Source organism: Variovorax sp. P1_G12 (assembly GCF_056405555.1).
On the sequence record NZ_JBFUBW010000018.1, the window covers coordinates 61,293 to 74,549 of the forward strand.

Here is a 13,257-nt window from a genome sequence, read left to right on the forward strand (position 1 = left end):
CATGGAGCTTCCGCTGATCGACGTCGACTACGAGCAGCCGGTCGCCGCCGCCGGCGGCGCCGCCTGCGAAACGCGCCACGCGTGGGCCCGCGTGGCACCCGAGCCGGGCGCCGCGGAGCGCCTCGCGCTGAAGGATCGCATCCGCCGCCTGCTGCGCGAGCGCGATGCGGTGATGGTGTCCCACTTCTACGTTCATCCCGACCTGCAGGACCTGGCCGAGGAAACCGGCGGCCTCGTCAGCGATTCGCTCGAGATGGCGCGCTTCGGCCGCGACCATGCGGCGCGCACGCTGGTGGTCTCGGGGGTGCGCTTCATGGGCGAGACCGCCAAGATCCTGTCGCCCGACAAGCGGGTGCTGATGCCCGATCCGGACGCCACCTGTTCGCTCGACCTCGGATGCCCCGCGGACGACTTCGATCGCTTCTGCGCGCAGCATCCCGACCGCACGGTCGTCGTCTATGCCAACACCAGCGCCGCCGTGAAGGCGAGGGCCGACTGGGTGGTGACGTCGAGTTGCGCGCTGGACGTGGTGCGGGCACTGACGGCGCAGGGGCGCAAGATTCTCTGGGCGCCCGACCGGCACCTGGGCGACTACATCCGGCGCGAGACCGGCGCCGACATGCTGAGCTGGGGCGGCGCCTGCATCGTGCACGACGAGTTCAAGGCGCTCGAACTCGAGCTGCTGAAGCAGGCCCACCCGGCGGCCCGGGTGCTGGTGCATCCCGAGGCGCCGGCCGATGTCATCGCGCTGGCCGACGCGGTCGGGTCGACCTCGGCCATCCTGAGCGCGGCGCAGCGCCTGGACGCGACCGAGTTCATCGTCGCCACCGACAGCGGCATGCTGCACAAGCTGCGCACGCTGAATCCGGGCAAGACCTTCATCGCGGCGCCCACCGCCGGCAACGCGGCGACGTGCAAGAGCTGCGCCCACTGTCCCTGGATGGCGATGAACGGCCTGGCCGGCCTGGCGCACGTGCTCGAGACCGGGGCGGGCGAGGTGCATGTCGAGCCGGCGCTCGGGCGCCGCGCGCGGGTGCCGATCGATCGCATGCTGGCCTTCACGGCGGCGCTCAGGGGCGGTCAGCCGGTCGACCACCTCGTGGCGGGCATCGGCGCGGCCTGAGCAAGGCTAGGGTCCGCGCTTGAACAAGCGCTTGAACCACCCCTTGGCCTCTTCCGCCTGAACCGGTGAGTGCTCGGACAACTCGATGCCGTTGGCGAGTTGGGCCAGGGATTCGAAGATCATGCGGCGGGCTTCCAGCCGGACGCCGCTGGCGCGCTGGAAGGCGACGACGACCCGGCCGACCTGCAGGGAGTCGCCGCCCAGGTCGAAGAAGTTGTCGAGCCGGGAGATCTCGGTGCCGTCCACCGCCAGCAGTTCGCTCCAGATCCCGGCCAGCGCCATCTCCGCAGGCGTGGAAGGGGCGTGGCCTGCAGCGGCAACCGACCGCTGCTCGATCCTGGGCGCGGGCAACGCATGCCGGTTGATCTTCCCGTTGGGCAGCAGGGGCAGGGCTTCGAGCGCGACGTAGTACTGGGGCAGCATGAAGTCGGGCAGGCTGACCCTCAGGTGATCCCTCAGCGCCGGCGTGTCGAGCGCCCCGTCGCGCGCAACGACATAGGCCACCAGCCTGGCGTCCCCGGGGCGGTCTTCGCGCGCGATGACCAGGCATTGCGCGAGGTTCGGGTGCGATTGCAGGCGTGCTTCGATCTCGCCCAACTCGATGCGATGGCCGCGCACCTTCACCTGGAAGTCGAGCCGTCCCTGGTGCTCGAGCAGGCCGTCGTGGCGCCAGCGCCCGCGGTCGCCGGTCCGGTAAAGACGCGCCTGCGGGTCCGGGCTGAACGGGTCGGGGATGAAGCGCTCGGCGGTCAATTCGGGTCGGTGCAGGTAGCCCGACGTGACGCCGTCGCCACCGATGAAGATCTCACCGGAGACGCCGGCCGGGCATCGATGGCCTTGTGCATCGAGCACGTGGACGCGGGTGTTGGCGATCGGCCGGCCGATCGAGATGGTCTGCGGCCGCGAGGGCACCTTCCAGCAGGTGGACCAGACCGTGGTTTCGGTCGGACCGTACATGTTCCAGAGCTCGCCGGTTCGCTCCGAGAGCTGCTCGGCCAGGTGCGGGCCGAGGCTCTCGCCACCGACCAGCGCCTTGAACGACGACGAGCCGGTCCAGCCGGCATCGATCAGCATGCGCCAGGTCGCCGGCGTCGCCTGCATCACGGTGGCGCGGGCCTGGTCGATCAGGGTCCGGAGCGCCTCTCCGTCGACGGCCTGCTCCCGGGTGGCGAGCACGACGGTGGCGCCGGCCAGCAGCGGCAGCAGCAGTTCCAGCACCGCGATGTCGAAGCTCAGCGTGGTCACGGCGACCAGCACGTCGTGCTCGCCAAGACCGGGTTCGTTTTGCATCGACAGCAGGAAGTTCACCACCGCCCGGTGCGGCACCACGACCCCCTTGGGCTTGCCGGTGGAGCCGGAGGTGTAGATGACGTACGCCGGATCCTCCGGCCGGGCGTCGGCATCGCCGTCGGCCGGCAGGGGGGTCTCGGGGTGGGTCATCAGCTCGGCCTGTGCCGGGTCCAGCAGCAGCGTCGGCAGCTCGATCTCGCGCCACAGGTCCGACAGACCCTGTTCGGTCAGGAGCAGCGTCAGCGCTGCATCCTGCGCCATGTCGTGCAGCCGTTGCAGCGGGTAGGCCGGGTCCAGCGGCACATAGGCGCCTCCCGCGCTCAGGACGGCGAGCTGCGCGACCACCATCTCCGGGGATCGCTGGGCGCAGAGCCCCACCAGGCAACCTCGCCGCACGCCGCGGGCGCGCAGCGCATGGGCCAGTCGATGCACGCGCGACCAGAGCTCCGCATGGCTCAGCGCGGCGCCCGGCACCTGCATGAGGGCCGTACCGGTCGCTTCGCGCCGTTCGCGAAGAAGCTCGTGAACCGTCAGGTGGTGCGGATAGGCGATGTCGGTCCGGTTCCAGCTCTCGAGCCTCGCCTGATCCAGGGGACTGGCCGCCGAATGGTCGTGCAGGGGCCGGTCCGGCTGCCGGATGAACAGGTCCAGCAGATGCATGTAGTTGTCGAGCATCGCCTGCGCGGTCTCGGGCGCGAAGAGCTCGGTCGAGTAGCTCAATGACAACGAGTGCTCGCACTCGGTGTCGATCGTCAGTGCCAGGTCGAACTGCGCCGCGCGCAGGTTCAAGGGCAGGAAGCTGACGTCGAGGCCTTCGAACTGGGGCGTTTTCCGCGGCGTGTTCAGCACATTGAACATCACGCGAACTTCAGGGGCCCTGGTGCCGGGCGCCTGCTTGTGCAGCAGGTCCATCAGGTAGTCGAAGGGAATGTCCTGATGGGTGAACGCCGACAGGCAGGTCTCGCGTACCTGCTGCGCCAGCTCCCTGAAGCTTTGCGTCGGCCGCACGTGGCTGCGCAGCGCCAGCGTGTTCACCAGCGAGCCGACGACCTGCTCGGCCTCGAATCGGGTACGTCCCGCGATGGGCGTCCCGACCACGACGTCTTCCTGCCCGCAATAGCGCGCCAGCAAGGCCTGGAAGGTGGCCAGCAGGGTCATGAACGGCGTCAGCCCGAGGCCGCCGCCGAAGCGCTTGACGCCGGCGAGCCAGCCTTCCGGGAATTCCCGTCGAATGCGGCCGCCCTGGCTGGTGAGGCGCTGTGCCACGGCCGAATCGGAGGTCAGGTTCAAGGGGCTCATGTCGGCGAGCTGCCGCAGCCAGTAGCGCGTCTGGCCGGCGAGCACATCGTCGTTGATGTGCCCTCTCTGCCAGCTGGCGTAGTCGATGAAATCGATCGACCGGGAGTTCGGGGGCATCGCCTGGCACCGCAGTTCGGCGGCGTACAGGTCCTGCAGTTCGTGCATCACGATGCCCCACGACCAGTCGTCGCCGATGATGTGGTGCATCACCAGCACGAGGGCATGATCGTTCGCGTCGCGCTCGATCAGGATGAATCGATGCAGGGGCGCCGATGCCAGGTCGAAGGGCTCCGCGGCGATGCGTGCGGCCTGTCGCTCGAGTTCGTCGTCCCGCTCGGCCTCGGGAACGGCCGCCAGCGAGAGCTGGACCAGGTTGGCCGGCTGCGCCTCACCGACGAAGGCCATGGGTTCGGTGTCGCCGAAGTCGAAGGTCGTGTGAAACGCCTCGTGCCGCGCGACCAGTTGATCGAGCGCCCGGTGCAGCGAGCCCTTGTCGAGCGGCCCGCGCAGGCGCAGCGAGTCGCGCATGTTGTAGGCCGCGCCCTGCGGATCCATCTGGTTCAGCACCCACATGCGCCGCTGAGAGAAGGACACCGGCAGCGGCCCCGTCCGTGGCAGCACCACGATGGGCGCCAGCGGCGACGCGCTGTTCGCGGCGGGGTCCGAGGCCAGGCCGCCGACCGTCCGGGCCATGTCCTCGATCGTCGGTTGCTCGAAGATCCCGCGCAAGGGCAGCTCGACCCGAAGGGTCGCGCGGACCCGGGACACGATCTGCGTGGCCAGCAGCGAATGACCGCCGAGATCGAAGAAGTTGTCGCGTACGCCGAATCCGGACTTGCCCAGCACACCGGTCCAGATATCGAGCAGGGTGGATTCGATCGGCGAGCGCGAAGCGACCAGTTCATGGGACGCCGAGGCGGTGTCGGGCTTCGGAAGGCGGTTGCGGTCGAGTTTGCCGCTGGTCAGGAACGGCAGCTCGGGCAAGAACACGAACACGGTCGGAATCATGTAGTCGGGCAGCCGCGATTTCAGCGCCGAGCGCAGGGAGCCGGCATCGGCCGGCTCCTTCAGGACCACGTAGGCGACCAGCTCCTGGCGGCCGGTGGTCTCGCGCAAGAGCACCGCGTTCATCTGCACGCTGTCGCAGGCGGCGAGCGCGGACTCGATCTCGCCGAGTTCGATGCGGAAGCCGCGCAGCTTGACCTGGTGGTCGTTGCGCCCGATGAACTCCACCACGCCGTCGTGCAGCCAGCGCGCCAGGTCGCCGGTACGGTACATGGTCTCGCCGGGCCGGAAGGGATTCGGCACGAAGCGCTCGGCCGTGAGGTCCGGGCGGTTGCGGTAGCCGCGCCCCACGCCAAGCCCGCCGATGTACAGCTCGCCCGCCACGTTGACAGGCTGGGGCTGGTGCCGCGCATCGAGGACGTAGAGCTGCGCGTTGGCGATGGGGCGGCCGATCGGCACGATGGGGCGATCAGGCAGCTGCTCGCCGATTTCATACCAGGCGCTGTCGACGGTCGCTTCGGTGGGCCCGTAGAAGTTGCCGAGCCTGACGCCCGGCAGGAGTCGCCGGAATGACAGCGCGAGCACGCGTTCCATGGCCTCGCCGCCGCTGAGCACATAGCGCAGCCGCGGGTACGTCAGCCCTGCCAGTTCGGTCAGCAGCACACGCAACTCGGACGGCACGAACTGGATCACACTGATGTCGTTCTCACGAATGGCTTCAGCCAGCAAGCGCATGTCCTGATGGACATCGGGCTGCGCGATCACGAGCGTCGCGCCAGAGGACAGGGTCGAGAAGAATTCCCAGGCCGATGCGTCGAAGCTGACGGAAGTCTTCTGCAGCACGCGGTCGCTTGGGGTCAGCCCCAGCGTGTCGTTCATCCACAGCACGTGGTTGCTCAAGCCCTGGTGCATCAACTGCGCGGCTTTCGGCGTGCCGGTCGACCCCGAGGTGTAGATCAGGTAGGCGAGTTGGTCCGGTCGCGTCGAATCGGGCAGTTCGGCCAGCGGCTCGCGGGGCAGCTCTCCCCCCGTGTCTGGAACCACGACGAGCTTCATCGTCGGCGAGGTCTCGACCTGCTGCAAACGGTCGACCAGATTCGCCTGAGCCAGCACCACGGTCGGCGCCGCATCGTCCAGCATGGCCTGCAGCCGCTCGGTCGGCTGCTCCGGGTCCAGCGGAAGGAGGACGCCGCCGGCCTTGAAGATCGCCAGGTAGCCCACGACCAGGCCGAGGCAGCGCTTCATGCACAGGCCGACCACGACTTCCGGCCCGACGTCCAGCGCGCGCAACTCGTGCGCGCGCTGTTCCGACAGCAGGTCGAGCTCGCGGTAGCTCATGCTGTGCGGCCCGAAAACCAGTGCGATGGCATCCGGCGTCGCGCGCGCCTGGGTGCGAAAGAGCGCATGCACCGGCAGGTCGGCCGGGCCGGCCGTGGGGCCCTGGTTCCACTCGACCAGCACCCGGTGCTGCTCGGCCGCGTCCATCAGCGGCAGGCGGTCCAGCGCGCAGGCGGGATCGGCCACGATCCCCTCGAGCAGCCGGACGAAGTGCGCTGCCATCTGGGCGATGGTCTGCGGCTCGAACAGGTCGGTGCGGTACTCGAACGCCGCCTCGAGCCCCTGTCGGCCGCTTTCGAGGACGGTCAGCGACAGGTCGAACTTGGAGGTTTGCGCAGGAACGCTCAACTGCTCGCTCGCCAGGCCCTCGATCTCGAGGACACGGTAAGGGAAGTTTTCGAGCGCGAACGAGACCTGGTAGAGCGGATTGCGGCTGGTGTCGCGTTCCGGGCTCAGCTCGGCCACCAGCCGGTCGAACGGCATGTCCTGGTGGGCGAGCGCTGCGAGCGTGGTCTGGCGCACGTTCTTCAGCAACTCGATGAATCCGGACTCGCGCTCGACATGGCTGCGCATGACCACCGTGTTGACGAAGTAGCCCACCAGTCCGTGCAGCCTCGCATCGTCGCGCGCCGCCAGCGGGACGCCGACGGCGATGTCGGTCTGGCCGCCATAGCGCATCAGCAGCACGTCGAAGGCCGCCAGCAGGGCCATGAAGAGCGTGGCGTCCTGGTTCGCCGCCAATGTCCGCAATGCAGCGGTGAGTTCCGGGGCGATGCGCACCGTCAGCGTCCGGCCTGCATAAGCCACGTGGGAAGGGCGTGCCAGGTCGGTCGGCAGGTTCAGCGTCTGAAGCTCGCGCAGGTTCTCGCGCCAGTACGCGCCTTGTGCATGAAGACCGCCGCGTTCGAAGCGCTGGCGTTGCCAGACGGCATGGTCGGAGAAGCGCAGCGGCAGCTCGGCCATGCCGCTGCCTTCGCCGCCCTGCGCATAGAGCTGACCGAGTTCGCGCTTGACGACGCTCATCGACCAGCCATCGGCCACGATGTGATGGACCAACAGGATCAGGACGTGGTCGTCCGGCGCGACGCGAATCAGCTCGGCGCGCAGCAACGGCGCGCTGGACAGATCGAAGGGCTCGGCGATGGTGGCTCTGATGCGCTCCAGCAGCGCAGCTTCCGTCGTGTCGCTTGGCGCCAGCGGCACCTGCCGCAGACGGAACCGCTCCAGCGCGACGCGCACCGGTACGATCTTCTGCACGGGTGCTTCCGCAGTGGCGTGAAACTCGGTGCGCAGGCTCTCGTGGCGCGCAATGAGCGTCCGCAGGCTGCGCTCCAGCAGCTCTGCGTCCAGCGGACCTCGATAGCGTGTCGCCGAATGAATGTTGTAGGCTGTGCCGCCGCTGACCATCTGATCCAGGAACCACAGTCCTTCCTGCGAGAAGGACAGTGGCACGCCGTCATTCGGGTCACCCGCCGTGGACGGGCCCGCCTGCGCGCGCTGCTGCAGAAGTTTGCGGGCAAGAATGCGTCGTCGTGCTTCGGGGCTGTCGGGGCTCGTCGGAATCGAAGGCTCCGCAGCGGCCAGGTTCGAGGCTGGGTTCATGGCGATTTGAATCTGGGAAAACGAGGTCAACGACCCATCGGGTCGGTGCCGAGCAAGCGGGCGACTTCGTCGTCGCTCAGGGCGTCCAGGTCGGCCTGCAATGCCGAGCTCAGCGCATCGGCCTCTTCGATGGCGGCTTGCACCGTGGCCGCGAAGGCGACGACCGTCGGCGCGGCCAGCAAGGCCGATGCGGACAGGTCCAGGCCCCACGTTTCATTGACGGTCCGAGCCAGCCGTAGCGCTGACAGGGAATCGCCCCCCAGGGCGAGGAAGTTCGCATTGGATGCGGACATCGGCTGGTCCAGGGTCTGCGCGAACAGCAGGGCGATGTGCGCCTGGAACGGCGTCAGTGGCGCAGCAGGGGCGGCCTCGATGCCCCCCGAGATCTGGTGGCGAAGACCGAGGCGTTGGACCTTGCCGCCCGGGCCCACGGGGATCCGATCGACCACGTGGATGCACGCCGGCACCTTGAAGTCGGCGATGACGCCGAAAAGGCGGGAGCGCAGGAACTGTCCCGAAACCGCGCTGTCTGGCGCAGGCACCACGGCCGCGTGGACGTCTTCGCCCATCGTCGGGTGATCCACCGGGTAGGCCACGGCTTGAGCGACACCCGTCAAACGCAAGAGGGCTTGCTCGACTTCGAAGGGCGATATTTTTTCGCCGCCCCGGTTGATCAGTTCCTTGCTGCGGCCGGCAAGGAAGAAGAAGCCGTCCTCGTCGAACCAACCGAGGTCGCCGGTATGAAACCACCCGTCCCGAAAGGCGTCGGCGTTGGAACGGGGAGCGTCCTCGTAGCCATCGAACACCGAGGGGCCACGTGCCATGACTGCGCCCAGCTGCCCCACCTTCAACGGATGGCCCTCGTCATCGATCACGCGCAGCTCCGCGCCGACCGGGCGGCCAATCGATTCCGCCTTTTGAACGTCGGGCGGCAACGGATTGCTGGACAGTGGTCCGGCCGTTTCAGTGATGCCATAGCCCTGAATCACGGGAACGCCCCACAGGTCTTCGATGCGGTGTTGCAAGCCCGCGGGCAGACTCGACGATGCCGAGCGAATCAGGCGGAAGGCGTGCGGCGGCGTCCCCGAGTGGTTGCGCGACACGTGGTCGACAACGGCTTGGTGAACAGTGGGCGTCGCGGTGTACCAGGTGGGACGAAATTCGCGGGCCCAGCGCAGGAACTCCGCGGCGTCGAAGGCGGGCGTACACACGACGGACGAGCCGGAGACGAGGGGCGCCAGCAGCCCGACGATCAAGCCTTGGCTGTGGTACACGGGCATCACGCACAAGCTGCGGTCTTCCGGGCTGAGCGCGAGGTGATGCGCGGTCTGGAGCGCGGAATGCACGATCTGCTGCTGCTTCAAGGGCACGCGCTTGGACTTTCCGGTCGTGCCCGAGGTCATCAGTACAAAGGCTGTATGTGCCGGTTCGGGCCAGGGTGTGTCGACACCTGTTTTTTCGCTTCCCGATGGGCTGGCGAGCCACTGCTCCATGTCGAAGGTCAGAGGGACCAGCCCCAGCGTCTGCGCAATACGGGCTGCCATGGGGTCATCCGGCAAGCCGACGATGGCATCGGCTCTGGCGTCGTCGAGCTGCGCGAGGAGTTCCGTCGAGGTGAGCCTTGGGTTCAACGGAATGCAAACGGCCCCGCATGCAATGGCCAGGCAGGAAACCGCCAGCTCCATGCCCGACGGCATCAGCACCGCAACGCGAGCGGCGGGTGCAAGGCAGTGGGAAGCGAGCCAGGGCCGCGCGTGCTGCACCAGGGCGAACAACTGCGCGTAGTTGAGGGGCTGGAATCCTGGTGCCAGAAGGGCAATCGCAGCAGGCGTTCGCGTGGCATGGCGCTCGAGTTGCTGCGCCAGTGTCGAGACTTCGAACTCAGGCAAATGACATTCCTTCACATCGACCCGGAGTCGATGCCCTCAGCAGATGAACGGGTGGCCTTGTTCGATTTGTTGTGGTCCTTGTAGATCAAACGCTGCCGTGATGAACTCGAAGAGTAGCATCTTCATATGCTTCCAGTGAGTCCCTGCCCGAGGGCAGGTCATCGATGCAAGGGGGCTGTGGCGGGGCCCGCCGACGGTCACTTGCGGCTCAAGCGCGCCGCATCCAGCCGGTCATACCCGCTCAACTCGACGAATCCCTCCCCGCCGGAACCGCCCGTGACCTTCACGGGGCCCTCCCAGTAGATGTTCGCGGTCGTCCCGCTCGAATCGAATTCGCTGTCGGCAACGAAGGGCTTGATGCTCAAGACGCCCGACGGGAGCTTGACGCCCCATTCGACCACATAGGTGATCTTCGTCTTCGGGCTGGTCCAGGTGTTGCCGGGCGTCAGTTCGATGTCGCCCGGCTTGAGGGCCACGGACCCGCTGGCGTTCGAGACCGTGCCGGCCGTCATGACGTTCCGGCCCTCCATGTCGAACAGCTCGTAGAGCATCACGTCGGACCCATCCGCCAGGTGCAGCGCGAACCAGTTCCAGCCCAGGCTCAGGACATCGAAGTCGCCCCACTGGTGATCGAACCACACGTCGCCGCTCACCTGGACGGGCTTGCCGCCGATGGCGATTTCGCCCTGCGCCGCGATACGCGGGCGCGAGTAGTAGTAGCTGATGCCGCTCTTGCCGAAGTCGAGCAGGCCCGGCGTGTCCGATCCCGCCGCGCGATGCGCGACAACCGGGTGGGCATCGTTCAGGTCGAGCGCGATGGAGGCGTCTTCGAAGGATGCGCGCAGCACATGCAACGGCCCCGAGGCCGCGACCTGCCAGCCGTCCTGCCTGAAGTCGAAGCCCTTGGCGACGCTCTTCACGGGAATCCCGCCGGTGCGGGTCTGGCTCGCATAGCGCTTGCCGGTTTGAAGGTCGGTCAGCGCCGCGTGCATGACCGTGTGCTTGATCAGGCCGTTGGCGACGAAGACGGCGACGTGGAACGCATAGCGATTGCCCGTCTTCGCGTCGAGGATCCCGTTGTAGTACCACCACTCCATGCCGGACCCATGAGGGGCATCGTCAGCCGGCAGGTTCAGGGGCGCCAGGGCGGCGGTCCGCTCGACCGGTTTCCTGTCCGTTTCGACCGACCCGGCCGATGCGGCGGCGGCCGGGGCCGGTTCGGACGCCGACAGATAGAACAGGCCCCAGCCGACGACCGCGATGACGACGACCACGGCCGCCGCGAAGACCTTCAAGCCCCTGCGCCGTGCCCGCCGCTTTCGCGAGGAGCGCGACCCGCTGTGGCTGTGGTCCATGCGGGCGTGGTCGTCGGCTTTCATCTGAGGGATCCAGGTTGAGCGGTGGGACGAAGCCTACACCGCGCAACCGTCGACCGCGTCCGGGCATCCCCGGAGCGGATTTATGCCTCCAGCGCCGCGTTGAAGGTCGCGCTCGGCCGCATCACGGCCGCGGTCTTCTTCGCATCCGGCAGGAAGTAGCCGCCGATGTCGGCCGGCTTTCCCTGCACGGCCTTCAGCTCGTCCACGATCTTCTGCTCGTTGGCGGCCAGCGACTTGGCCAGCGGCGCGAAGTGCGCCTGCAGTTCCTTGTCGTCCGTCTGGGCGGCCAGCGCCTGGGCCCAGTACAGCGCCAGGTAGAAGTGGCTGCCGCGGTTGTCGAGCTCGCCGGTGCGGGTCGACGGGCCCTTGTTGTTGTCGAGCAGCATGCCGGTGGCGGTGTCGAGCGTCTCGGCCAGGATCTTGGCCTTCTTGTTGCCGGTCTTCTGGCCCAGGTCTTCCAGCGACACGGCCAGCGCCAGGAATTCGCCGAGCGAATCCCAGCGCAGGTGGTTCTCCTCGACCAGCTGCTTGACGTGCTTGGGGGCCGAGCCGCCGGCGCCGGTCTCGAACATCGCGCCGCCGGCCATCAGCGGCACGATCGACAGCATCTTGGCGCTGGTGCCCAGCTCCATGATCGGGAACAGGTCGGTCAGGTAGTCGCGCAGGATGTTGCCGGTGACCGAGATGGTGTCCTTGCCGCGGATCACGCGCTCGAGCGTGTAGCGCATGGCGCGCACCTGCGACATGATCTGGATGTCGAGGCCCTTGGTGTCGTGGTCCTTCAGGTAGGTGTGGACCTTCTTGATCAGCTCGGCTTCGTGCGGACGGTACTCGTCGAGCCAGAACACCGCCGGCATGCCCGACAGGCGCGCGCGGTTCACGGCCAGCTTGACCCAGTCGCGGATCGCCGCGTCCTTGACCTGGCACATGCGCCAGATGTCGCCGGTCTCGACGTTCTGCTCGAGCAGCACCTCGCCGGTCGCGATGTCGACGATGCGGGCCACGCCGTCCTCGGGGACTTCGAAGGTCTTGTCGTGCGAGCCGTATTCCTCGGCCTTCTGCGCCATCAGGCCGACGTTGGGCACGGTGCCCATGGTCACGGGGTCGAAGGCGCCGTTGGTCTTGCAGAAGTTGATCATCTCCTGGTAGATGCGGGCGAAAGTGCTCTCGGGCATCACGGCCTTGGTGTCCTTCGGACGGCCGTCGGCGCCCCACATCTTGCCGCCCAGGCGGATCATGGCGGGCATCGAGGCGTCGACGATCACGTCGTTGGGTGCATGCAGGTTGCTGATGCCCTTGGCCGAGTCGACCATCGCCAGCTCGGGGCGGTGCTCGTGGCAGGCGTGCAGGTCCTTGATGATCTGGTCGCGCTGCGACGAGGGCAGGCTCTCGATCTTCTCGTAGACGCTGCTGAGGCCGTTGTTGACGTTGACGCCGAGTTCCTCGAACAGCTTGCCGTGCTTGGCGAAGGCGTCCTTGTAGAAGACCTTGACGGCGTGGCCGAAGACGATCGGGTGCGAGACCTTCATCATCGTCGCCTTGACGTGGAGCGAGAACATTACGCCGGTCTCGCGCGCGTCTTCCATCTCGTCCTCGTAGAACTTGAGCAGCGCCTTCTTGCTCATGAACATGCTGTCGATGATCTCGCCCTCGAGCAGCGCGACCTTCTTCTTCAGCACGATCGTCTGGCCGCTCTTGGTGACCAGGTCCATCTGGACATCGCGGGCCTTGGTGAGCGTCATGCTCTTCTCGCCGGCGTAGAAATCGCCGCCGTGCATGTGCGAGACGTGGGTGCGCGAGGCCGGGCTCCACTTGCTCATCGAGTGCGGGTTCTTGCGCGCGTTGCGCTTGACGGCGGCCGGTGCGCGGCGGTCCGAGTTGCCCTCGCGCAGCACCGGGTTGACCGCGCTGCCCAGCGCCTTGGCGTAGCGCGCCAGCGTTTCCTTGTCTTCGTCGGTCTTCGGGTCTTCGGGAAAGTCGGGCAGGTTGTAGCCGCGGCCCTGCAGCTCACGGATGGCGGCCTGCAGCTGGGGCACCGAGGCGCTGATGTTGGGCAGCTTGATGATGTTGGTGTCGGGGAACTGGGTGAGGCGCCCGAGTTCGGCCAGGTTGTCCGGCACGCGCTGCGCGTCGGTCAGGCGGTCGGGGAATTCCGCCAGGATGCGGGCCGCGACGGAGACGTCGCTGGTGACGACGTCGATGCCCGCCGGGGCGGCGAAGGCCTGGATGACGGGCAGCAGGGAGGCCGTTGCCAGCAGCGGCGCTTCGTCGGTGAGGGTGTAGATGATTCTTGAATTTCCGGCAGTCATTCGGGACCTCTTGTGCATTGAAC

General features: G+C 67.5%; 5 protein-coding genes. 1 reads left to right on the forward strand and 4 read right to left on the reverse strand.

What is annotated here, in order from left to right:
- Nucleotide 1 precedes the first annotated feature (1 nt).
- On the forward strand, nucleotides 2–1,123 hold the full coding sequence (gene nadA, locus AC1D2O_RS20985; protein WP_478087695.1) for a quinolinate synthase NadA: 1,122 nt from the start codon (nucleotides 2–4) through the stop codon (nucleotides 1,121–1,123).
- Between the two features lie 6 nt (nucleotides 1,124–1,129).
- Here nadA and AC1D2O_RS20990 read toward each other — a convergent pair whose 3' ends face one another.
- The 4 genes from AC1D2O_RS20990 to AC1D2O_RS21005 form a co-directional block, all read right to left on the reverse strand.
- Entirely contained in the window at nucleotides 1,130–7,657 is a 6,528-nt protein-coding gene (locus AC1D2O_RS20990) for an amino acid adenylation domain-containing protein (RefSeq protein WP_478157849.1), read from the reverse strand.
- Between the two features lie 26 nt (nucleotides 7,658–7,683).
- A complete protein-coding gene (locus AC1D2O_RS20995) occupies nucleotides 7,684–9,546 on the reverse strand; it encodes a non-ribosomal peptide synthetase (RefSeq protein WP_478087139.1) in 1,863 nt (620 codons plus the stop codon).
- Nucleotides 9,547–9,743: 197 nt separating this feature from the next.
- On the reverse strand, nucleotides 9,744–10,925 hold the full coding sequence (locus tag AC1D2O_RS21000) for a lipocalin family protein (protein ID WP_478087141.1): 1,182 nt from the start codon (nucleotides 10,923–10,925) through the stop codon (nucleotides 9,744–9,746).
- 80 nt (nucleotides 10,926–11,005) lie between these two features.
- Nucleotides 11,006–13,234: an NADP-dependent isocitrate dehydrogenase gene (locus tag AC1D2O_RS21005; RefSeq protein ID WP_478087143.1), complete on the reverse strand. Its 2,229-nt coding sequence runs from the start codon at nucleotides 13,232–13,234 to the stop codon at nucleotides 11,006–11,008.
- Nucleotides 13,235–13,257: the final 23 nt, after the last annotated feature.

Coding starts and splice junctions, on each gene's coding strand:
- AC1D2O_RS20990 (WP_478157849.1), bottom strand. CDS start 7,657: ATGAACCCAGCCTCGAACCTGGCCGCTGCGGAGCCTTCGATTCCGACG.
- nadA (WP_478087695.1), top strand. CDS start 2: ATGGAGCTTCCGCTGATCGACGTCGACTACGAGCAGCCGGTCGCCGCC.
- AC1D2O_RS21005 (WP_478087143.1), bottom strand. CDS start 13,234: ATGACTGCCGGAAATTCAAGAATCATCTACACCCTCACCGACGAAGCG.
- AC1D2O_RS21000 (WP_478087141.1), bottom strand. CDS start 10,925: ATGAAAGCCGACGACCACGCCCGCATGGACCACAGCCACAGCGGGTCG.